The organism is Mucilaginibacter corticis (assembly GCF_007558865.1).
GTDB classification, from domain to species: Bacteria; Bacteroidota; Bacteroidia; order Sphingobacteriales; family Sphingobacteriaceae; genus Mucilaginibacter; species Mucilaginibacter corticis.
The window spans coordinates 52217-77200 of record NZ_VLPK01000005.1 but is presented as its reverse complement, the minus strand read 5'-3'; the positions used below and the strand labels follow the sequence as shown (position 1 = coordinate 77200).

Genomic DNA, 24984 nt, shown 5'->3' with positions numbered 1-24984 from the left:
GACACTACTTCAATCCTTCAATTTGAATTTTATTTTTCTGGATATCTGGTTCCTGAACACCTCCATATTTATTTCTGCACCTGATCTAATATTATCTTTAGCTTTAAGCAGATCATTAATATTAGCAACCGGTATTCCCTGAAATGATATTATCACATCATTAGGAAAAACGTATCCATGCAAATTACTTTTTGAATCAACCTGCAGTACAATAACACCGGTTTCTGTGGCCATGCCGGTAGCCGATCGTTCGCCAAGTGTATTTAGGTTTTTTACTTTTGCTCCCATAAATTCATGAGCAGGTTCGTTACTGTCTGTCGATCTGTAATGTAATGCCGGTATCACAACATGATGAGCAATCATTTTTAAATTGGCAGAAACTACGCCGAATTGATCCATCGGGAAGTTTTTAAAACCGATTTTTAAGACTGCCGACTCTGGCCTAACACGGTAATCTGCTTTTGAAGGATCGATAAAACCCGGAGAGCCATTTACAGAATGCTGATCTGTGCCTCTTTCTTTGGCATGATTTAGCGATACAGAATCAGGGAATAGATTATAGTCGACTTCTTTGCCCCAGTAATTTATGCCTATCGGGAAATAATCGGTCATGATGATATTTCGTGTAAATACATCAGCGCTATTTTTAAACCAAACATGGGGGTGGAAAGAGTTATTAATGATAACGTTATTATAAACAGTACGATGAAAGCCCTCTCTTAGTTTCAGGCCGCCGTTAAGGCAAACATTATTATATATTTCATAATTACTTGAGCCATCATCCAGATCAATATCCCAGCCATGATCGCACCTGAAGCGATTGTTCCTGATGATGATAGGTTTAATAACATCCAGCAAAGCCATCCCAGGATGAGCCAAATTGATGCTGTCCATCATTTTACGGTCGGGGTACCAAAATCTATCCCGTCCCCATGAATTAAATGAGCCATGGTCGCCAGTTTCTAAAACCGTATTAAACACATCATTGTATTCAATAATATGTCCTCCCCATGTTCCTTCGCTTACGTTAATGCCCGCCCTTGGTGTTTTATCAATGGTGTTATGGCTGATAGTAATATTCATAGCCATTGAAATTTCTACGCCTGCTACCTGTTTTTCAACACAGCCAATATTTTCTATCAGGTTATTATAAACCAAACAATCGGCAGGATAATTACTGGTTTTTGGGCCCGGAGTTTGGTCGATGGCATTCGGATCATTAAACTGCCCATACCTGAACAAGGCAGAACGCACCGCTTTTGGGTCACCCACAAAAACAACAGCGCTGCTGCCAATATCAGCAATATGGCATCCCGAAATTTCATTATGGCGGTTATAATCAGAGCACACTATGGCATTGCCGCCGACAGCATTAAAGAAGCAATTTTTAACCGAACAATGTTCAGCACCCTCCATAGTTAAAGCACCCCGGCGATAGATCATCCAATCGCTGCGTAACAACGGCTCATTGGTTTTCATGAACGTACGCAGCGTTTGCGTAAATTCAAGTCCTTCAAGAATGATGTTTTTTACCGGGAGTTGTTCTGTGCCCTTAAATTCGAAAAGGGTTTCAAGCTGCGGAACCTCTATGGTAGCTTTATTAAGGTTGATGTTTTTGGGAGGATAAAAATATAAGGTATGTGTAGCTTTGTTATAATACCATTCGCCAATGGTATCCAGCTCTTCAAAAATATTTTCAACGTATCTAAATTCTCTATGCATTGCTGCAGGGCGGTTATTTTGATAACCCCCTTCCAGAGATAAATTGCCTTTATCATCTTTACCTTTTATGAGGTAGCTAAAACCACCCCATTCGCTTTCATGTAAAGCATGGACATATCCACCGGAGGGATCATGCCATTTATTAACTCTTTCGGTACTGATAGCATCTGCGGCAAAGCCGCCATAATGAGCGATTGCAGGATCATAATTTGGATACCGGGCCATGTGCTGCAAACGGCCGTTAACAAACAATTCATCAAACACAATATCCTGGCTAACATGGGCTTGTTTAATGCCATCTTTATAATCATGCCATTGAAGTTTTAAAGATATTGCACCGCTTATAATTACTTTTTCGCGCTGGTAGGGCTGGTAGGTAACTGTTGCATTTTTTTCCCTTGAATCTCTTGAGGAAAATTCTACGGGTTCGTTTAAATAATATATGCCTGCCCGTAAGTATACAGTTGTTGCACTTTTGATTTTCCGCACTTGTTGTTGCGCTCTTTTTATAGTAAGAAATGGTTTTGCTTTAGTACCCGGATTATGGTCGTTGCCATGAGGTGAAACATAAATATCTGCTGCGCTACAGTAACTAACAGTCAGTACAATGGATAGTAAAAGGCAAATGGTTTTTATAGTTACCTTCATTTTTCTTGTTAAATATTATGTGTCGACTGTTGCCGCAAATAGGTTGGGATATGCATTATTGGTTTATCCAAACTTAACTAATTTACATAGATTAGCCTAATGTTTAGCTTCAAGCAATTTAACGTAGACCAGACCGGTTGCGCCATGAAGATCAATACCGACGGCGTATTGCTTGGCGCTTTAGCGTACTCAGATAACCCCAAAACGATATTAGATATTGGCACCGGTACAGGCGTTATCGCGTTAATGCTGGCACAAAGATTTCCACAGGCTGATATTGACGCGGTAGAGATAGATAAAACAGCGGCCAGTACCGCCAAACAGAATTTTGCAAATTCAAATTTTGCTGACCGGCTTAACTTATACCCCATAGATTTTGAAAGTTATTTTAAACAGCAGGATAAGAAATGTGATCTGATCGTATCTAATCCGCCGTTTTATATTAACTCATTAGAGTCACCGGGTGCGAAGAAAACATTAGCCAAACATGCTGATGCTGACTTCTTTGAAAATTTAGTTAAACAGGCGGCTGATCACCTGACCGATACCGGTAAGTTTTGGTTGATACTGCCTTTACAAACTGCTCAATTAGTGAAAGTTATAGCTGTTGAAATTGGTTTGAATCTGAGGCAGGCAATCAATGTGTTATCCTATCCGGATTCTGAACCTCACCGTGAAATATTAATATTTGACCGTGGCACTAAAAAAGAATTGGATAATTGGTTTGTTATCTATGATAAGCCTAAGATATATTCGCAGCAATACATCGATACACTAAAACCATTTTTTACGATCTTTTAAATTCGAAATTGAACATCCGAAATCCGAAATGACAAAAATAGGCCTTATATCAGACACCCACAGCTATCTTGACGACGCCGTATTCAAACATTTTGAAAACTGCGATGAGGTATGGCATGCCGGCGATTTTGGGAATATAGAACTGGTTGATAAGCTTGCCGCTTTTAAACCGTTACGCGGGGTTTATGGTAATATCGACGACAAGGAAATAAGGCAAATCTATCCTGAAAACCTGCGCTTTAAGTGTGAGGATGTTGATGTGTGGATGACGCATATAGGCGGCTACCCGGATAGGTATGACTTACGGATTAGGAATGAGATCTATGCTAATCCGCCACAATTATTTATCTCGGGACACTCGCATATTTTAAAAGGGATCTATGATAAAAAGATCAATTGCCTGCATCTTAATCCGGGTGCTGCCGGTAAGCAGGGCTGGCAAAAAGTACGCACACTGATGCGTTTTAACATCGATGGAAATAAGATCCAGGATTTGCAGGTGATAGAGTTGGGTGCTAATAAATCACCATCGAAGACGATGGAGGGTTAAACAATCAAGTGTGTCAAAACGGAAACTCTCGAAGTATAGAGGCAGAGGCCCACGCTCACTCTTCGAGTGCCTCAGAGTGACAGCCATTTCCTTTTGTTTATTAAAACATATTGGTCTTAGCTGCTTCCATCTCAAAAACAGAGTCGATCAATAGATTTTTTTGTTTGCCGGCAGCTACTGCCAGTTCGTCGCAGCGCTCGTTTTCATGGTGCCCATTATGGCCGCGTACCCAGGTAAACTTAATGTTGTGTATTTTGCTGATATCTAAATAGCGCAGCCAAAGATCTTTGTTCTTTTTATCCTTAAAGCCCTTTTGCAGCCAGCCATAAACCCAGCGCTTTTCAATAGCGTCTATCACGTATTTTGAGTCAGAAAAAATGGTGATATCCTGGTTAGGCTTGTTAATGGCTTCAAGGCCTTTAATTACAGCCAGCAATTCCATGCGGTTATTGGTGGTTTTGCGGAAACCTTCAGACAGTTCTTTATAATGCTGTCCTGAACGCAGGATCACTCCATATCCACCTGGGCCCGGGTTGCCACTTGATGCACCGTCTGTGTAAATTTCGATCATATTGTTAGTCCATAGACCATGGTCGATAGTCCATAGCCTGCGGTCAAAAATATGAAAATTAATCGAGGCGCTTGCGTTTTAACCTTAGCGAATTGCCAATTACCACAACGTCAGAAAAAGCCATAGTAAGCGCGCCAACCATTGGGTTTAAAAAGCCTAACGCGGCTACCGGGATGGCTATTACGTTATAGGCAAAAGCCCAGAACAAGTTTTGTTTGATGGTTAATAACGTATGCTTGCTGATCTGCAGGAATTTAACAACCGAGTTGAGATCGGTATTCAATAAAATTACCCGGGCAGATTGTATGGCAACCTGGCTGGCATCATTCATTGATACGCCCACATCGGCTTTTGTAAGGGCAGGGGCATCATTTATACCATCGCCGATCATTACGGTTTTACCTTTTTGTTTGTAAATATCAATTACTGATAGTTTTTCGTCAGGTAGCGTATCTCCATGTACTTCTGTAATTCCTAAAGTTTTGGCTACCTTAAGGCATCTGTTTTTCCGGTCACCGCTTAATAATACAGGTATTATACCCATGTTTTTTAACTGGGCTATCAAAGTCGCAGCTTCCGGCTTTATCGTGTCATCAATGGCTATCTGCGCCAACAATACCTGGTTTTTATATAGCGATAAGTTAAAATCGTCTTCATTTGCAGTTTTGCCGGTTCCCAGGAAATAAGTATTGCCATTTACATCCTCGGCACGCATGCCCAACCCTTTTTCCTCGGTGGCCGATTTTAATATCAGTTTAGTTTGCGGTAAACCTTTTAATCCGTCAACCAGCGATTTAGCAATAGGGTGGTTTGAGCGTTCTTCAATCGCTGTAATGATCCCGCGGATATGCTCCAGGTCAACACCATCTTCAACCTTAATATCATTAATACTGAACTTGCCGGTGGTTAGCGTTCCTGTTTTATCAAATACCACAAATTTGGTACTAGCTACGGCTTCAATGGTATCGCCACCTTTTATCAGGATGCCATTTTTTGCGGCACGGCCTAAGCCTACCATTACTGCAGTTGGCGTAGCTAAACCCATAGCGCAAGGGCAGGAGATTACCAACACCGCAATTGCGTTCATGAGCGATTTTTGTAAACCGGCATCGCTTAAAAAATAAGTGGCTGTGAAGGTTATTGCAGCAATTAGTATAACTGCCGGCACAAATATGGAAGCAACCTTGTCACCCAGTTTCTGTACCGGTGGTTTAGCAGCCTGCGCTTTCTTCATGAGTTCGATAATTTGCGATAGTACCGTATTAGAGCCAACCTTGGTTGCTATCATCCGGAAGTTACCGCTTTGAACTATTGTGCCGCCAATAACTTTGTCATACTTCACCTTATCAACCGGCGTGCTCTCTCCGGTTAGCATGGCTTCATTGACAGCGGCGGTTCCTTCAAGAATATCACCGTCCACAGGTACTTTATCACCATGATTAACGATCAGGATATCTCCAGGGCGAACATCGCGGGAGTTAATAACTTCAACTGTGCCATCAATAATGCGGTTAGCGTTTACCTGTTGAAATTTAACTAAATCCTTAACGGCCGATGTAGTTTGATTTACCGAACGTTTCTCAAAAACGTTACCCAACAGCACCAAAGTAATAATAGTGGCACAGGTTTCATAAAACTGGTATTGCTCGCCAAGATTTTGGATAGTACCAACTAAACTATAAATAAACGCCGATGTTGAACCGATAAAGATTAATACATCCATATTGGGCACACCGCCCTTAATCGAATGGAAGGCGCTTTTGCCAAAGTGCAGGCAACCAACAATAAAAACTGGCAGGCATAATAGCAACTGTACCATGGGCATGTGCAGCGCGTGCCACGGTAATACCATGTGCATTAAAAGGGGAGCGGTGAAGATAGCGCAGAAGACAAATTTGTTCTCAACTTGCTCATAAAACTTAGGTACGTGCAGCGCAGGGTCGTCAACAACTTTAAAACCTAACTGCTCAATGCCTTTTATAATTTCGGGCAATTGTACGGTGCTGTTGTTTGAAAATTTAACCTCTTCGCCGGCAAAATCAACAAGAATGTTGTTTAAGCCTTTCTTCTCCAACAATTTATGTATAGATAGGGCGCAGTTGTTACAGTGCATCCCTGTTACGTTTAATTCTACTAATTGCTCTGCCATAGTACACAAAGCTACCTTATTATTTAGAGCCATTCTAAATATTAGCGTAAGCAAATTGTAATTTTAAATTTTAGCTTGACATGTGCGTTCATTTTTATACATTTGCACTCCCAACACGGTAGGTATAGCTCAGTTGGTTAGAGCATCGGTTTGTGGTACCGAGGGTCGTCGGTTCGAGCCCGATTACTTACCCAAAACAAAAAAGCAGGTTCAAAAGCCTGCTTTTTTTTCGTTTACAGATATCTCCGACACGTTTACTTTCAAAATATTTAGCGAATCGTCGATTTTATAGATTTGTATATCAATTATAACTCATATCTTGTATTGTTTAATTACACCTAATATTTTACTATTAATGGCAACCTAACCGGTTGCCTTATCACACATGCAAAATTTGCCTGATCAGCCTAAGCCTAAAAAAAACTACGATTTTATTGATTCCATACGCAGTATTGCTATGATGAGTATTGTTGCCGAGCATTGTGTTACAGCCGGTAATCACACTTACGCTTTCGGATCGGATAAATATTGGGTATACTTGGCTGTGGTGCAATTGACCAAGTTTGGCACGATTACCTTCTTTTTGCTGGCCGGATTTTTAATGGGAGAGAAGTTTGCTGATTATTCGCCTGCTCAATATCTTCGCCGTCGTGTTTCAACCACTTTTGGGCCGTGGATATTTTGGTCATTGCTGTTTGTGGCATTGGTTATAATCAGGATGCGTATTGGCGATCATTATTTTGATGTTCCTAAAATATTGAACATTACACGGGAGATTTACCTGTATAGCAATTATTGGTTCATCATTAACTTCCTGATCAGTATAAGCATATTGTTGATCTTCAGGCGATACCTTTATTCATTTTATCTTGGAGCTATATTAGGTGCCTTTACCTTATTCTATTCGGTCAACATCCACTATGAATGGGTATCGCCCCGGCATACAACAGCGATATTAGGTTTTGTGTTCTTTTTATTGTTGGGCGCGCAATTGCGCAAAAACCTGGATTATATTGAAGGGGTTATCGCAAATACTTCTTATTTTATGGTTAGTCTGTTTGTATTCGTGGCATTTGGTTTAGCCATTTATGAGTCGGTACAATTGAATGGTCATAGTGTCGATCCCTTCAACAGTTTACGATTTAGCAATATTTTATACTCATTAGCTGTATTTACCTTGCTGCTTAAATTAAAAACTTTTAAATGGGTTAGTTACCTTAAACCCAGGCAAACTACTTTTGGTATCTACCTCATCCACTTTATATTGGTGATATTTTTGGTGCCAAAATTGTTAGGGCATTTTAACGAACCTGGCTTAAATCCATCACAACTTATCGTATTTAAATTAGCGGCTTTCTTAATTGCTTATATAGGTACGCTCAGTATTGTTTTGTTCATTAATAAAACGCCGGCAAAAAAGCTTATTGGTAATTAATCAGTTACTTATCTGTTATTTTAAAAAGCCCGAAACCAACAGTACCCTTACTTAATTCTTTTAATTTAAAGTTCAAATTAACATTGTCTGCAATAAGTGTTGTATATTGGGCTTACAAAAACTTATGATCTGGTATGGCGTTTAAGGAGGTTATTTTAGTTGACGAACTGGATAATGAAATAGGGGTAATGGAGAAACAGGAGGCGCACCTTAGCCCAAATCTTCATCGTGCATTTAGCATATTCATATTTAACAGTAAAGGCGAAATGCTGCTGCAGCAACGTGCTGATGAAAAATACCACAGCAGCGGCCTATGGACTAACACTTGTTGCAGCCACCCGGCACCAGGCGAAGATATTGTTGAATCAGCAAAGAAAAGGTTGAACGAAGAAATGGGCTTTACTACCAACATAAGTGAAGTTTTCAGTTTTATTTACCAGGCCGGGTTGGATAACGGTTTAACAGAATATGAATATGATCATGTATTCATAGGCGAATATGATAGCGTTGTAAATCCTGATGCTGCAGAAGTAAAAGCTTATAGCTATAAAAGTCTTGATGAAATAGAACAGGAGATAACACAAAAGCCAGACTTGTATACCGAATGGTTTAAAATTGCTTTCCCAAAACTTAGGGAGATAATAAATAGATAATGGCCAATAATTGCCTTCTCGTTTGTTAAATAAAGTTTCGGCGGGGTTGGCAAATACTAATATTCCATATGAAGAATACTTTTGTTTATAAATCTTTAAGAAGCATTTATTGGATAGGTAGGATTATTGTTTACCGTACCAAAAAAGGTATTGCCAAAAGACTGATCCGGCAAAAGCCAAAGCTCATGTATATTTTCGGGGGAAGGGTAGAAGGTTGGCTTGAACTAGCGAGGGATCTTTATAATAAAGATAATGATTTTGCCACCGACATCCGAGAGTGCAACGATCTGTTGGTGCAATATGGCGGGGTTGAAATACTGTCTTATTTTGAACAACCTCTTAACGAAAATTATTTTGTTGACGAATTAAAGTATAGCTGCATTACAGCTATTCATATAGCAACTGTAAAATTATATCATAAAAATGGTATAAACCCCAATGCGGTTGTTGGCGTAAGTTTAGGAGAATTGGGTGCAGGGTTTGCATCGGGTTTACTTACGCAGGAAGAAGCTTTGAAAATGGCTGTAAGTTACATGTCCCTGTATGAAAAGCACTCGTCCGAGTATGCTTTTTTCTATTTGGATCTGGGTTATGAACAGGCCTTACAGTTTTGTGAAGATTGCCCTGTATGGGCAGAAATAGTTTATGAAGATAACCCGGGTGCGGTACTTATCACCAGTCACATCCGGGATGTTGATAAACTGCATGCTTTTATCGATGAGAGAGGGTTGCCGTTCAAACAATTAAATGATAAATTGTATCCGCCTTACCATACATCTTTGGCCAGGGCGCACCAGGTAATAAAAGATTTTGCCAAAGACATTGAGCCAAAGCCATTAAAGTGTGACTATTATTCGATGACGGTTGGAAGGTTAATTCATAAAAACACCGTAGTTGATGCTGAATATTGGTATGAATTGGCTTGTTCGCCGGTGTTGTTTGGATCTGCATTAAGGGAGGTTATTAATGATGGTTACAATGTGTTTTTGCAGGTAGGTCCACCGGCCATGTCCGGACGACAATTAACTATGGCTACAAACGGTTCAGCGGTAACGCTGTTTAAAACATTCCAGGAAGGAACTGATGAGGTAGGCCATATTAATGAAACTATAAAAAGCTTAAAGAAATTTAAGTTTGATTATTCATTGCTGGCTGAGACAGACGAAAATATTTTGTTTGAACAATATAAGCAAAATGCCAATTTATTACGTACTAGCACAAATGGCGCTTATGAGTATTTGCGTAAAAAAGGCCCGCTTCATTACCTTCATCAGCATCGATCATGGTTATTGCTTACTTATGATAACGTTGAACATATCTTAAAACGCCAGGAAATATTTTCGAGTTCATTCCATAAAGAATATGATCCTATTCTATTGGGTGCCGAGCCGGAACAGCACCGCAAAATCAGGATGTTGTTACAGCCATTTTTTTCTCCGGCGGTTATTACTGAAGTGGGTAAGTATACATCGGTCACTGCTGAAAAACTATTGAAAGATCTGTTACAAAAAGAGAGTTTTGATTTTGTAGGTGATTTTTCAGACCCGATAACTTTACTTGCACTTTGCAATTTTTTCGGGATGTCGTCTGACGATGCCTACAATATGATAAAGCATACCGGTAAAGATTATAATGATATAGCTTACTGGCAAAAACTGGCAGAGTATTTCAGTAATGAATTTATGCAATGTAAACTGTCAAGGGAAGATAGTTTATGGGGTAAATTACGGGAGATGGTAAAAGACGATCAATTTCCTTTTGCCGATGCCGTTAGCATATTGAAAATTATCTGGACCGGTGGCATGGCTACAACAAGCGCGTTGATCAGTGCTGCTATGATGAATCTTTTAGCTGATGAGCATGTTGCAGAACAGCTACAAAGCGACGATAAATTGATCATTAAGTTCGTTGATGAATGTCTGCGGCTTCATACCTCTGTATCTGTAATTTCACGATTAACTACCCAGGAGGTTGAAGTAGCAGGTCAGGTTTTACCTCCGAATTCAACCATAGCACTGCATTTACAGAGCGCGATGACAGATCCGGCGGATTTTGTGGAACCAAATAAAATTATATTGAACCGTCCGGCTAAAAGACACCTGGCTTTTGGTACAGGAATACATCAGTGTATAGGCATGGGTGTAGCGCGCGAAGAAGCCAATGCCGTATTAAAAGTTGCGCTTAAATATTTACCTGAGCTTCGTACCTTCAAAATGGGGGTGCCGCAACACAGGCATGACTGGGCATTACAAGGATTTACATCACTTTCATTTAAAAAAATTAAACATTAATAATAATTGTGATACATAGTTTTGATAAGGTAAGAAGGGTACTTAAAGAAGTTAAGCTTGCGCGAACTTTAAGGCTGATATGGTCTTTATCGCCGGCTACCACCACTTTTATGTTTATCATGATCGTGGTAGAGAATTTATTATTCTTTTTAACAGCATACGCTTTTAAGTATTTGTTTGGCGTAATTGTAAGTCCCGCTAAATATGATGCCGAAAAAATAGTCCTTGTTGAAAAGTATCTTTTAGAAACATTTATAGCTATCTCTCTTTACGTTATTGTTAAATCAATATCGCAATATGTAAGCCAGGTACAGGCATCGAGAGTAAGTGAGTTTATTGACGATAAAATTCACGCTGCCGCTGTTGATCTGGATTTAGCTTTTTATGAAAGCCCCGAATATTTTGATACACTGAAACTTGCAAAAGACGCGGGTGCCGAACGGCCTAACCAGGTTGTTACAACACTTGTAGACGTGGTAAAAAACGCGCTTATGTTTTGTGGTATCAGCTTTGTAATATTTACCATTAACTGGTTGATATTGCCTATATTAATTATTTGCGTTATACCAACATTTTTGGTCAGGGTTGCCCTGGCCGACAAGCTTTATCAGCTTAGAGAAAAACAAACACCTGTTGAGCGGCAGGCTGCATACCTGAGTTCACTGATCACGGCAGACACTTTGGCAAAAGAAGTGCGCAGCTTCGGGCTTGGTGATTATATTAAAAGATTATATCTTACTATTCGGCTTGATCTATTGGTGCAGCGGCTTAAGATCATAAGACGCGGCGCAATACATGATATCGTAACCTCACTTTTAGGTAGCTTTGGTTTTTTCGGGTGCATTTGCTTCTTTTGTTATAACGCCATGAAAGGCACTATAACTATAGGCCAGATTTCTCTTTTCGTTATTATTTTCCCTCAGCTATTTAATATCCTGCAATCACTATCCCAGGGTATATCAGGTTTATACCAAAACGGGATCTTTCTTACGCAACTATTCAAATTTTTTGATTTAAAACCTACGCTGGTTGATAAAACCGATACCACAGCGTTGCCGGTTAATGATATGCTTGAGTTAAAAATGGAAAATGTAAATTTTACCTATCCTAACTCATCAAATCCTGTATTAACCAATGTGAATCTCAGTATTCCACCTGGTAAGGTTATAGCCATAGTGGGTTTAAATGGTGCGGGTAAAACAACGTTAATTAAATTGCTATGCAGGTTATATGATCCTACATCAGGATCAGTAATATTAGGCGAAGAAAATATCAGGAATTTCAAAATAGAAGATTTCAGAAAGACGATAAGCGCTGTTTTCCAGGATTTTGGAAAGTATAATTTAAGCGTAGCTGATAATATCCGATTTGGGGATATCTACGGCAACCGGCCATTTGAAGACATGGTTAAGGCTACCGAAGCTTCGGGGGCCAATGAATATATTGAAGAGTTCCCTAATAAATATGAAACCATAATGGGGCGGATTTTTGAGGACGGACGCGAGATTAGTATTGGCCAGTGGCAAAAGCTAGCTATAGCACGTGCATTATACAGCCCGTCGCGTTTTATTATTTTAGATGAAGCTACAAGCGCGCTTGATGCTTTGGCAGAATACGAGTTTCTGAAAAATTTTAGAAAAAGTATCGGAAATAAAGGAGCAATTGTAATTAGCCATAGGGTATCGGCAGTTAAACATGCAGATTATATTTATGTAATGTCGCATGGGCAAGTAGCGCAATCAGGCACGCACGAAGAACTGATTGCTATGGATGGCGATTATGCAACATTATTTAAAGACGATAAAGAGATAGAAGCCTGATCGGAGATTTAATCAAATCTTCGGCACTCAAATTTTTACAATGATTAATCATTAGGTTTTTATTATTCATTGGGTATTTATAACTGATTGAATTAATCTGAATTACTTGCCATAGTAAACTGTTGTACTTGTATCTTAATAGTTACAAAACATTTCAAATACAAATACGTACTTAGTACAAGTTTTAGCATCAACGTGAGTACACAAAAAAATAAGATACAGGCATGGGCAACAATTTCATTGTTAGCTGTGTACTTACTTATTTCATTTTTGTTTATTCTGACATTACCGCAACTTAACCGGGCCAACGTTAAAAACCAAGTATTATCACACCTGAATGCTTTTAGCAAAAATAGTAACAGAGGAGCAACTGGAAATAATGCCCATCGTTGTATCCGCACCACTATTGAAACTAGGCAAAAATTAGTTATACCGGCCACAACGATCAGCATTCTTTTTTTTGCATTTCTTTTTGGCAAGTTTAAATTGTGGGATCACACAAAACAATATATTGCTTATATAAGCTCTTTCTATGTCACGCAATTTCATACTTATTTGAGCTTGCGTACTTTCCTTATTTGATCATTTGCTTTTCCGCGCCGAATAAAAACTTCTGTTTATCAGAGCTTTAATTCGCTATCCACCAATATGCCTCCGGCGTATGGCTAATCCGTCTTTTTTATTGATTTTTTAATAAAACACAAACACCTGTTTTAAAATGAATAATGTCCATTTTGGCATGAATAAGTTACGTGTCATTTTATTTATGACAGTAATTTCCAGTTTGTCATTTAGTGCGCTTGCTCAAACCAAGCCACAAAATGATAAAAGTAAATTCCCTATTCCTGATTATGTACCGGATACCAACAAAGTTGGCTTTCCAATAATGCCCAATGCTTCAAATGCCGGTAATAATGGCAGTGTTTATTTAACCCTGAAGCAGTGTATAGATTATGCCATGTTGCATCAACCGGCGCTGAATAAATCTTTGATCAATGTTGATATTACGCGTACCACAAATGCCGTTAACCTGGCTGCCTGGTTGCCGCAGGTTAACGCGAACGGAGATCTGATCCATTACATTCAAAAGCCTAATAATAATATCTCAACCAATGTAGGTACCACCGGCAACAGTACATCCACATCAACCGGGACGGGAAACAGCGCACGCTCTACCTATGCAAATACATTTGTGCCTGAGCTTTCTGTTTCGCAGGCTATTGTCAGCCCTACACTACTGTATGCTTCAAAAAGCGCGCCTTTACTGGTTAAGCAATCGCAGCAACTTACTGACAGTACCAAAATATTTCTGGTTACATCTGTAAGTAAAGCCTTTTACAACGTATTGCTCACGCTTGAGCAGATAAACGTCTTAAAAGAAGATACCGCGCGCTTAGGCAGAAATCTGCGTGACACTTATCACCAATATAAAGGTGGCATTGTTGACGAGACCGATTACCTGCAGGCAAGTATCACGCTAAATAATTCAAACACGCAGCTTAAGCAGGCTAATGAAAATATCATCCCTGAATATGCTGCCTTAAAACAGTTGATGGGTTATGACCCGCAACAACAGTTCAATGTAAGCATCGATACTGTACAGATGATGAATAACATGCGCATTGATACTACCCAGCAATTGCAATATGAAAAACGGATAGAATATCAGGAGCTTAATACACGCCGCGACCTGCAATTTGCGCTAACGCATTATTATAAGTACGCATTTTTGCCTACAATATCCGGTTTCTTTAATTATGATCTGCAGTTTGCCAATAATAACTTACCGAATATTTTATCTACCTCGTATCCAAGTTCGCTGGTAGGGGTATCCGTGAGCATCCCCATTTTTACAGGATTTGCCCGGTTACACAACCTGCATAAATCGCAACTGCAGGAACAACTGATCAATTGGGACGCGGTAGATTTAAAACTACAGTTAACCAAAGAGTATGATACCAGCCTGGCTAATTACAAAAGCAACTTGTACAACTTTAATATGCAGCAAAAAAATGTTGCCATGGCCCGGAGGGTATATTTTGTGGTCGATCTGCAATACAAGCAAGGCATTGTCGCTTATCTGAACGTGATCACAGCCGAGTCGAACCTCATAACATCAGAAATTAACTATACAAACTCGCTTTTCCAGTTGCTGTCAAGTAAAGTCGACTTGGATAAAGCGATGGGAAACATCACATATTAATACCTTAAACACAAACTCAATGAACAGAGTAATATTAAACACCGTTTTTATAAGTGTGCTTATTTTTTCGGCATGTAAAAAAAAGCAGCCGCCCGTTAGTAATGAAATACCCGTTAACTTATTCAAGGTTAATGCAAAGCCGGTTTTGTATTATGATACATACCCGTCAACCACCGCAGCTTTAAGTCAGGTTACTTTATTACCACAAGTACAGGGCGCGGTAACAGGGATATTTTTTGTTGAAGGTACCCATGTAAAAAAAGGACAGAAACTATATGAAATAGATAAAAAGATCTACCAGGATAGTTATGATGCCGCAGTTGCAAATAGGGACGTAGCCAAAGGAACACTTACACAGGCCCAACAAGATGCAGACCGTTATGAATATTTAAACAAATATAACGCGGTGGCCAAGCAGCTTTATGACCATGCCGTTATTACGTTAGACAACGCGAAGAGCCAGGTAAAATCATCAGATCAGGCTGTTAAAACCGCTAAAACCAATTTAGGTTACGCAGTTGTTTATGCACCATTTGACGGTACTATAGGGTTTAGCCAGGTAAAATTAGGTAATGTAGTTACAGCCAACAGCACCGTGTTGAACACTATATCGACAGACGACCCGATGGCAGTCGATTTCGTGATCAATGAAAAACAATTGCCGCGCTTTGAAAAATTACAAGAGCAAAAACACCAAACCGCAGACTCATTATTTACTATCCTTTTGTCTGATAATTCCCTATATCCCGTTAACGGTAAAATATCTGTGATTGACAGAGCTGTTAATTCACAGACCGGTGCCATTACCATCAGGTTGGTTTTCCCTAATCCAAAAGGAATGCTAAGGGTAGGTATGAGTTGCGTGGTACGAGTGCATAGCCAGGAGAAAGGTCCGCAATTATTGGTGCCGGGTAAAGCAGTGGTTGAGCAAATGGGCGAATACTTTATATACACAGCAAAGGATACCATGATGAACAACCCAAAAGCTGGTGCCGACTCGGTAAAGAACAAGATCAAAAAGTTAGTTGCCGTAGAAAAGAAGGTGCAGGTGGGGCAGACAATAGGTGCTAACATGATCATAAAAAGTGGTATAAATAGCGGCGAACGTATTGTGGTTGACGGTGTGCAGTTATTGCATGACGGATCAGAAATTACTACTGCCAACAAAGTCGGTCCATCGGCAGGCGGTAAGGGTGGTCACTAACTTTATTACTACCAACATTTTACTTAGACGAAGAATTTAACATGATCGCTAATACATTTATAAAAAGACCTGTAACGGCCATAGTAATATCCATAGTACTGATCATTACCGGCACGGTAAGTATATTACTGCTGCCGATAGATCAATACCCCGATATTACCCCGCCAATTGTACAGGTTAACGGGCAGTTTACCGGTGCCGACGCGCAAACGGTAGAACAAACCGTCGCTACGCCTATTGAAGAGCAGGTAAACGGAACGCCAGGCATGGAATATATGCAGAGCAACAGTACCAATAACGGGCAGATGACTATGAACGTTACCTTTAAAACAGGTACGGACATTGATGTCGCGGCACTTGACGTGCAAAACCGGGTTAGTATTGCCACGCCACTTTTACCGGCAGTAGTTAGCCGATTGGGTCTAACAGTACGTGCCGTAAACCCAAGTATGCTGATGATGGTTGCCATTTATGCGCCAAAAGGTACACACAACGTTACTTTTTTAGATAACTACACCAATATATTTATCCAGGATGCCTTATTGCGCGTACCGGGTGTAGGCAGTATAAACCGCTTTACTGATGATTTTAGTATGCGGATCTGGATGAACCCGGATAAAATGGCCGCCTACAGTTTAACGCCGGCAGACGTTATCGCCGCGCTTAACGCGCAAAACGTGCAGGTAGCCGCCGGTACGGCAGGCGTACCTCCGCAGGCTTCAACACAAACCTATGAGTTGGGTATATTAGTGAACGGTCGTTTAAGCAAGGTATCCGAGTTTGAGAAAGTAATTGTTAAAACTATCCCGGCAACGGGCCAATTGGTTTACCTGAAAGATGTTGCCCGTGTTGAGTTGGGTAAATTCACCTTTTCAAGTAATTCATTTGTTGACGGGCATAGGGCATCATACCTGCAAATTTACCAGGCACCGGGCAGTAACGCGCTCGAAACCGCTAATGGCGTGTATGCAGCGCTCACTAAATTAAAGCAAACATTCCCTTCGGATGTAGAATATCGTGTGCCGTTTGAATCGGTTACGGTAGTTAAGGTTTCCATGCAGGATGTTGTTGGTACGCTGCTGAAAACCTTGGGTTTAGTTGCTGTTGTGGTTTTTCTGTTCCTGCAAAACTGGCGCTCTACCTTAATACCTGTTTTGGCTATCCCGGTATCAATTTTTGGTACGTTCTGTTTCTTTATCCCGTTAGGCTTTACTATTAACACGCTAACCATGTTTGGTTTTGTGCTTGCCATTGGTATCGTTGTGGATGATGCTATTATTGTGGTAGAAGCGGTGCAGCACTACATTGACGAAAAAGGTATGTCAGCCAAAGAGGCTACTTACACGGCCATGAAAGATATCTCTGCGCCGGTAGTTGCTATAGCGCTGATCCTTGCGGCGGTATTTGTTCCTGTAGGCTTTATTCCTGGTATAATTGGCCGTTTATATCAGCAATTCGCTATTACCATTGCAATTTCTGTTATTATATCGGCCTTTATCGCTTTGTCATTAACCCCTGCATTATGTACGTTGTTACTAAAACCATCGCATATTGATAAAAAAGCTAAAGGCATAGATAAATTGTTCTTTAAGTTTAATGCCTGGTTTGAACGTATTACCCAAGGCTATACAGAGGGTGTAAAGAAATGCATTAAAGCATCGCGCCTTGTTATCATTATCCTGGTATGTATTTGTGTAGGAACCTATTTTATGTTCCAGCGAAAACCGTCAGGTTTTATTCCGTCGGAAGATGATGGTAACTTATACGTAACGTTCCAGTTGCCACCTGCGTCATCTACAGGACGTTCTGTCGAGGTAATGTCCCAACTGATGAAAGTGATCGGATCAACGCCCGGAGTGGCTCATTATGCAGCACTATCCGGGTTGAATGTGGTGACCAATGCCAGCAACTCCAATAACGGTACTATATATTGCCAATTGGCTCCCTGGGACGAACGAAGTAGGGAAACTGAACAAGTGCCCGGCATTATCGGCGAATTACAGAAAAGAATTGCCGATGCGGGCATTAGAGATGCTAATGTCGAAGTGATACAGCCATCGCCATTACCGGGAATAGGTACTACCGTTGGTTTCAGTATGCAAATAGAGCAACGCAGCACCAGCGATAACCTGCAGGCGTTTGAGCGAGTGGTAAATAACTTTGTGGCGCAAGCCAATAAAAACCCTGTTATTACCAAGGCTTTCAGCTTTTACACATCACATACGCCAAACTACAGTTTAACGGTAGACAGGGAAAAATGCGAAAAGCTGGGTGTAAATGTCTCTGATGTTTTTACAACGATACAGGCTTATATGGGTAGTTTGTATATTAATGATTTCACTACATATAACCGCACGTTTCACGTTGTTGTTCAGGCGGATACGGCATACAGGAAAGTGGTATCGAACATGGACAAGTATTACGTCCGTAATTCGGCAGGTACCATGGTGCCGCTGGGTACGCTGATCAGTTATAAACCGGTTGACGCGCCACCGCTGATCTCACATTTTAACATCTTCCGTACGGCCGAGGTCGATGGTTCTGCCGCAGAAGGGTATAGTAGTGGCGAGGCAATTGACGCCATGCAGGAACTGGCGAAAAAGACCTTACCTGCGGGTTACGAGTTTGAATTTTCAGGCTTAAGTTATGAAGAGATCAAGGCGGGATCAACCACCATTTATATTTTCATGTTCTCCATCACCTTCGTTTTCCTCTTTTTGGCGGCGCTTTATGAAAGCTGGTCGGTACCATTTTCAGTATTGTTAGCTGTGCCTGTAGGGGCAATGGGGGCTATATTGGCATTGCTGGTTGTACCGTCGTTGACTAATAACGTATATGCGCAAATTGGTTTGATCACCCTGATTGGTCTGGCTGCTAAAAACGCCATCCTGATAGTAGAGTTTGCCAAAGTGAGAGTTGACATGGGCGAGGAACTGATCAAATCTACGCTTGAAGCGGTGAGTTTACGTTTACGGCCAATTATTATGACCTCGCTTGCGTTTATTTTGGGTGTATTACCCTTGGTGCTGGCAACAGGTGCGGGTGCAGTAGCCCGACGTACAATTGGTTACACGGTGTTGGGAGGGATGCTGGCGGCATCAACTTTGGCCATATTTATTGTACCTGTATTGTTCGTTGTCATCACCCGTTTCTCTTATGGTAAAGAAAAGCTGGCCTATTTACGCGCACACCGCGAAAATCTACAGGAAAAAGCCAAAAAGGTAGAGGCGCAAAACATCGATCCGGAATTGGAATATGAGATTGAAAAATCTCGCGAACTCAGTAAAAGCTAACCCAGGATGATTGCAAATACATTTATAAAGAGGCCTGTTACTGCAATTGTAATATCTGTGGTGTTATCTATCTCAGGTATTGTTTGTTTGTTTAACCTGGCCGTAGATCAATATCCCAATATATCGCCACCCAGCGTATCGGTAAACGGTTCTTACACTGGCGCTGATGCACAAACAGTTGAACAAACGGTTGCAACCCCCATAGAAGAACAGGTAAATGGTACACCCGGCATGGAATACATGACGAGCACCAACACCAATAGCGGCGGCATGGGTATCAGGGTTACATTTAAAATTGGTACTAACGTACAAATAGCAGCGCTTAACGTACAAAACCGGGTAGGCATTGCAGCACCTTCATTACCATCGGTGGTAAGTAAATTAGGTTTGACGGTACGGGCCAGTAATCCTGATCAGCTCATGTTGGTAGGGATCTATTCGCCAAAGCGCACGCATAACATTACCTTTTTAGATAACTACACCAATACATTTATTGAAGACGCCATACTGCGTGTACCCGGTGTCGGCGATGTGAGCGCGCGTACCGATAATTTTGCGATGCGGATCTGGATGAACCCGGACAAGATGGCTTCATACAGTTTGACACCTGCTGACGTTACCGCAGCCTTAACTGCTCAAAACGTATATGTAGCCGCAGGTTCAGTAGGGGCGCCACCGCAACAATCAACCCAGACTTCGGAAACCGGTATATTGGTGAAGGGGATGTTGAACAAAGCATCCGACTATGAAAAGATCATCATAAAATCTATTCCGGGAACCGGACAACTGGTTTACTTAAAGGATGTAGCCAGGGTTGAACTGGGCAAATTCACTTTTTCAAGTAACGCGTTTATTGACGGTAACAGAGCATCTACGTTACAGATCTACCAATCGCCGGGCAGCAACGCTTTGCAGACCGCTAAAAACGTTTATGCCGCGCTTAATAAATTGAAAAAAACATTCCCTGCAGATGTCGATTACGTAGTGCCTTTCGAGTCAATTACCATCATAAAGGTTTCGATGGATGAGGTTATAGGCACTTTACTTAAGGCGTTAGGACTGGTAGCAGTGGTAGTTTTCTTGTTTCTTCAAAACTGGCGCTCTACCATCATCCCCATCTTAGCTATCCCGGTATCAATTTTGGCAACTTTCTGCTTTTTTATTCCGTTAGGCTTTACTATCAATACTTTAACCATGTTTGGCTTTGTACTGGCTATTGGTATTGTTGTGGACGATGCCATTATCGTAGTGGAGGCCGTACAGCATTATATTGATGAAAAAGGAATGTCTGCCAAGGAAGCTACTTACCATGCCATGAAAGAGATTTCTGCGCCGGTAGTGGCCATCGCATTGATCCTGGCATCTGTGTTTGTTCCGGTGGGTTTTATTCCGGGCATTGTGGGCCGTTTGTATCAGCAATTTGCTATAACCATAGCAATATCAGTGGTGTTATCGGCATTTATAGCATTGTCTTTAACACCGGCACTGTGTACCTTGCTTTTAAAGCCAACCGCCAAAGTAACTGCCAAATCAAACTGGCTAGATAAATTCTTCAATTGGTTTAACCGCATTTTTGAAAAAACAACAAATAAATACACCAATGGCGTACATCGCAGTATAAAAGGCGCCCGATATATTGTCATTTTGTTAGTGTGTATTTGTGTGGGAGCTTACCTGCTATTCCAGGCCAAGCCATCGGGCTTTGTGCCTGCCGAAGATGGTGGCCGTTTGTACATTACTTATCAATTGCCAGAGGCTTCATCAACCACTCAATCAGTAAACCTGATGACCAAGCTGATGAAAATTGTAGCCTCAACAAAGGGTATCTTACATTACACAGCCATATCAGGCTTTAATATATTGAATGGTGGTGCTAACTCAAATAACGGATCCATGTTTTGCATGCTGACGCCATGGGATGACCGTACCACCAAAGATACCCGGGCTGCCGGACTCATGAACGTACTAAAGCAAAAGATAGCTAAAGCAGGTATTAAAAATGCCAACGTCGTGGTAGCACAGCCGCCGCCGATACGTGGTATAGGCCAGGCCGCAGGCTTTAGCATGCAAATAGAGCAGGGAAGCTCGACAGATGATATTTACGCGTTCGAAAAAGTAGTGAAAAAGTTTGTTGCTGCTGCCAAAAAAACACCGGCAACCTCGTCTGCCTATAGCTATTTCTCGGCGCATACGCCAAGTTATCTGCTCAATGTCGATAGGGAGAAATGTGAGAAACTCGGGATTAATATATCTGATGTATTCTCAACCATGCAAGCTTATATGGGTAGTTTGTTTGTAAACAACTTTACTTTATATAACAGAACATACCATGTTGTTGTACAGGCAGATACAAGTTACCGTGCACTTATTTCAAATATGAATAAGTACTACGTGCACAACTCGGCAGGGCAGATGCTGCCATTAAGCGCGGTCATCAGTTATAAGCCGATTGTAGCAGCACCTTTAATCACACACTTTAACATATTCCGTTCAGCAGAGGTTGATGGCTCAATACCTGAAGGCTACAGCAGCGGGCAATCAATTGAAGCCTTAAAAGAATTGGCAGCCAAAACCTTGCCGCGTGGATACACTTATGAATTTTCAGGGCTGAGTTATGAAGAGATAAAGGCGGGTTCTATAACCATTTACATCTTTATGTTTTCTATCATCTTCGTATTCCTGTTTTTGGCGGCGTTGTATGAAAGTTGGTCTGTTCCCTTCTCTGTAATGCTGGCTGTGCCTATAAGTGCCTTTGGCGCTATATTGGCGCTTACCACTGCGCCAAACGTTACAAATAACGTATACGCGCAAATAGGTTTGATCACGCTTATAGGCCTATCTGCTAAAAATGCTATCCTGATAGTTGAATTTGCCAAGATAAGGGTTGACAGGGGGGAAGAATTGGTTAAATCAACACTTGAAGCGGTTAAATTACGTTTGCGGCCTATCATCATGACCTCGCTTGCATTTATCCTGGGCGTTTTGCCATTGGTATTGGCAACTGGTGCTGGTGCAGAATCAAGAAATACTATCGGTATTACCGTCTTGGGTGGCATGTTAGCCTCATCAACCATTTCGATCTTTATTGTTCCGGTACTTTATGTTTTGTTTACACGGATGTCTTATGGTAAAAAACTGCTTCAGTATCTGCAAGATCACCACGAAGAATTAATGGAGAAAGCAAAAAAGGCCGAGGAACAAAATATTGATCCCGAACTGGAATATGATATCGCCATGGCCCAAAAAGAACATAATAAAAACAAATAGAATAATACCCCAAATACCCCAAAAGCATGAAGAGTTTTCAATTAATATTAAGGAATTTACGGCAGATAGATACTTTATATAACAGGAAAATTTCCAAAGATCTATCTGAAATAAGTACGGGCCATCATTTTGAGGTTTTGCTTATATTATCACGACAGGTAAGTCCAATTACGCAAAATCAATTGGCAGAATTACTGCAAATAGACAAATCAAGAATGGCCAATATTGTGTTCTATCTTGAGCAAAATGAGTTGGTTACAGTCAAAGTAAACCCGGCGGACAGGAGGCAACATTATGTGTCTCTGTCGGCAAATGCTTTAAATGCTATTCCTTACATTGAAAATAAAGTTCAGCAAGTTAATGATGTGGTACAGACAGGTATCAGCGAAGAAAAATTAAAGGTCTTCCTGGAAGTTTCAGAAACGATAAGGCAAAATCTTATCAAAAAGGTTACTGAATAGTATCATACGAAAGCCTCTCATGAAAATGAGAGGCTTTTTCTTTGCTTCTAATTGAACGAATGCCTGAATTCCATCGGTGACAGGCTGGTCTTGGTCTTGAAAAGTTTGCTGAACGATTGTAAGTGTTCAAAGCCCAATTCATAAGCTATCTCGCTGACGGTAAGATTAGTGGTCGACAGCTTTTCTTTAGCCAGTTCAATGAGCTTATTGTGCAGGTGTTGTTGCGTGTTTTGGCCGGTAAGTGATTTTAATAGCCCGCTGAGATAGCCCGGCGAAATATTCAAAGTTTCGGCAATATTTGTTACGCTGGGTAATCCTTGTTTAGCTAAGGCACCACTTTTGAAATAGTTTGACAGGTAATCTTCCAATCGTGTAAGCATTTCATGGCTGGCAATTTTGCGGGTTATGAACTGTCGCTGGTAAAACCGCTCTGAATAAGTAAGCAGCAGTTCAAGTTGGGCAATGATCACGCTTTGGCTGAACCTGTCGATATTAGCATGATATTCTTGTTCGATATTTTGTGCGATGGCGGTAAGCATATTTTCTTCCTTATCAGACAGGTATAGCGCCTCGTTTACCGAGTAGCTAAAAAACTCATATTGTTTAATGGTTTTTGCCAGCGGCGTGTTCCATAAAAAATCCGGGTGGATCAGGATCATCCAACCTTCGGGCTTTTTCATATCAGCCATATCAACGGTGCTGTCTATACCGAATACCTGCCCCGGTGCCATAAAGAACAGTACCCCTTCGTCAAAATCGCCGGACTGCTGCCCGTATTTAAATTTGGTATGTTGTGCTTTTTTAAGCGAGATCCAATAAAAGTCACCTATCAGGCTAAACGGAATTTCGGCAATAGGCATGGTAACATCATCCATGTGTACAACACTAACCAGCGGGTGTGCCGGTTTGGGCAGGCCCGCGGCCCGGTGATATTCGGTAATGGTGCTGAAACGGAAAAGCTGCGAACTATTCATAGCGATACAAGGTAATTATTTTTGATGATAGGCAACGGCAAACTCTTTGGTAAAATCGGCAAGTTTAACTTTCCCCATCTTTGGGTTGTTGCGATGAAAGTTCTCCAACGGCTTACCGCCATGCATGGCAGCCTGCATTTCTACTAAAGTTTTTGCCAGCTTTTCGGGTACCTTAGCCATTTTTAATCCCTGTAGCATTTCTTTATCCGAAAGAAGGATCCATTTTAGCCATGGTTTTCCAACAGCAGTGCCTATGATTCGGGCAGCTTCATTACAGGTCATTTCTTCACTGCCAACATAACGGATGGTCGTTTTTTCAGGCTGTAATAATAACTCTTCTGCTACCGCGTCGGCAATATCTTTGGGTGATACAAAAACTATACGGTCTTCTCCGCCATAGTTGCCCATTAGCAGGCCGGTTTTCCCGGTCAGCAACGCCCAAAGCCCGGAATAACGCAGCGTCAGAAACTTACCTATCAGCCCATTGCCTTTGATCAGATCCATAGATTGATAAAAATTTGTATAGAACGATCCGGGTCGCATAATGGTTATTGAAGCATCAAGGTCATCAAACTCGTTTTCTACGTTTTCGCTTTTAATCAGGTCTGCTGCCCAACCGCTCATTACTACAGTACGTTTGGTCTTAGCCGCTTTCAATGCTTTGGCATAATTCTGTGCCATGCGGCGCAGGTAGTCGCCAAGGTCGGGTTCGGTAAAGCTCAGCGGGATCATGGCATAAACCGCATCAGCGCCTTTAAAAGTATCGGTCAAAAAATCCACATCAGCGATAGAACCGATGGCAGGTTTTGCGCCGATAGTTTCAATTGCTGCCTGTTTCTTTGGATCGCTGCTTATTACTGTAACATCATGACCCCGGCCGACCAATGTTTCGGCCAGGGGTTTGCTGATATTTCCTAACGATCCGGTTACGATAATTTTCAT

16 protein-coding genes and 1 tRNA gene are annotated in these 24984 nt (G+C 41.1%); 12 read left to right on the top strand and 5 right to left on the bottom strand.

What is annotated here, in order from left to right:
* Positions 1-9: 9 nt before the first annotated feature.
* The gene (locus FO440_RS21035) at positions 10-2370 is read right to left on the bottom strand and encodes a PDZ domain-containing protein (RefSeq protein ID WP_144250284.1); all 2361 of its coding nucleotides are present in this window, start codon (positions 2368-2370) and stop codon (positions 10-12) included.
* 99 nt (positions 2371-2469) lie between these two features.
* Between FO440_RS21035 and FO440_RS21030 the strand changes: the two genes are divergently transcribed.
* Together FO440_RS21030 and FO440_RS21025 are read left to right on the top strand one after the other, a co-directional pair.
* Complete coding sequence (locus FO440_RS21030) at positions 2470-3171, top strand: tRNA1(Val) (adenine(37)-N6)-methyltransferase (protein ID WP_144250283.1); 702 nt, start codon at positions 2470-2472, stop codon at positions 3169-3171.
* A gap of 28 nt (positions 3172-3199) precedes the next feature.
* Positions 3200-3721 (top strand): metallophosphoesterase family protein, encoded by a 522-nt coding sequence (locus FO440_RS21025; RefSeq protein WP_144250282.1) that lies wholly within the window; start codon positions 3200-3202, stop codon positions 3719-3721.
* 100 nt (positions 3722-3821) lie between these two features.
* Here FO440_RS21025 and rnhA read toward each other — a convergent pair whose 3' ends face one another.
* Both rnhA and FO440_RS21015 read right to left on the bottom strand, forming a co-directional pair.
* Entirely contained in the window at positions 3822-4292 is a 471-nt protein-coding gene (rnhA, locus tag FO440_RS21020; RefSeq protein WP_144250281.1) for a ribonuclease HI, read from the bottom strand.
* Positions 4293-4350: 58 nt separating this feature from the next.
* Entirely contained in the window at positions 4351-6441 is a 2091-nt protein-coding gene (locus FO440_RS21015) for a heavy metal translocating P-type ATPase (RefSeq protein WP_246104291.1), read from the bottom strand.
* Between the two features lie 118 nt (positions 6442-6559).
* Here FO440_RS21015 and FO440_RS21010 point away from each other — a divergent pair.
* From FO440_RS21010 to FO440_RS20965, 10 genes are all read left to right on the top strand, one after another.
* A tRNA-His gene (locus tag FO440_RS21010) sits at positions 6560-6633 on the top strand.
* Between the two features lie 193 nt (positions 6634-6826).
* On the top strand, positions 6827-7876 hold the full coding sequence (locus tag FO440_RS21005) for an acyltransferase family protein (RefSeq protein ID WP_144250279.1): 1050 nt from the start codon (positions 6827-6829) through the stop codon (positions 7874-7876).
* A gap of 134 nt (positions 7877-8010) precedes the next feature.
* On the top strand, positions 8011-8529 hold the full coding sequence (gene idi / locus FO440_RS21000) for an isopentenyl-diphosphate Delta-isomerase (protein ID WP_144250278.1): 519 nt from the start codon (positions 8011-8013) through the stop codon (positions 8527-8529).
* Between the two features lie 68 nt (positions 8530-8597).
* Positions 8598-10820 carry a cytochrome P450 gene (locus tag FO440_RS20995; protein ID WP_144250277.1) on the top strand — a complete coding sequence of 741 codons (2223 nt, stop codon included), beginning with the start codon at positions 8598-8600 and terminating at the stop codon, positions 10818-10820.
* An 8-nt stretch (positions 10821-10828) separates the two neighbouring features.
* Entirely contained in the window at positions 10829-12640 is a 1812-nt protein-coding gene (locus FO440_RS20990) for an ABC transporter ATP-binding protein (RefSeq protein WP_246104290.1), read from the top strand.
* 766 nt (positions 12641-13406) lie between these two features.
* Positions 13407-14843 (top strand): TolC family protein, encoded by a 1437-nt coding sequence (locus FO440_RS20985; protein ID WP_186292739.1) that lies wholly within the window; start codon positions 13407-13409, stop codon positions 14841-14843.
* A 19-nt stretch (positions 14844-14862) separates the two neighbouring features.
* The gene (locus tag FO440_RS20980; RefSeq protein WP_144250275.1) at positions 14863-16047 is read left to right on the top strand and encodes an efflux RND transporter periplasmic adaptor subunit; all 1185 of its coding nucleotides are present in this window, start codon (positions 14863-14865) and stop codon (positions 16045-16047) included.
* A gap of 41 nt (positions 16048-16088) precedes the next feature.
* Entirely contained in the window at positions 16089-19340 is a 3252-nt protein-coding gene (locus tag FO440_RS20975; RefSeq protein ID WP_144250274.1) for an efflux RND transporter permease subunit, read from the top strand.
* Between the two features lie 6 nt (positions 19341-19346).
* The gene (locus FO440_RS20970; RefSeq protein WP_144250273.1) at positions 19347-22607 is read left to right on the top strand and encodes an efflux RND transporter permease subunit; all 3261 of its coding nucleotides are present in this window, start codon (positions 19347-19349) and stop codon (positions 22605-22607) included.
* Positions 22608-22633: 26 nt separating this feature from the next.
* On the top strand, positions 22634-23068 hold the full coding sequence (locus FO440_RS20965; protein ID WP_144250272.1) for a MarR family winged helix-turn-helix transcriptional regulator: 435 nt from the start codon (positions 22634-22636) through the stop codon (positions 23066-23068).
* Between the two features lie 47 nt (positions 23069-23115).
* On the opposite strand, the gene FO440_RS20960 is transcribed toward FO440_RS20965, so the two are convergent.
* Both FO440_RS20960 and FO440_RS20955 read right to left on the bottom strand, forming a co-directional pair.
* Positions 23116-24042, bottom strand: coding sequence for a helix-turn-helix domain-containing protein (locus tag FO440_RS20960; protein ID WP_144250271.1), 927 nt, complete (start codon positions 24040-24042; stop codon positions 23116-23118).
* Positions 24043-24057: 15 nt separating this feature from the next.
* Positions 24058-24984: an NAD(P)H-binding protein gene (locus FO440_RS20955; protein WP_144250270.1), complete on the bottom strand. Its 927-nt coding sequence runs from the start codon at positions 24982-24984 to the stop codon at positions 24058-24060.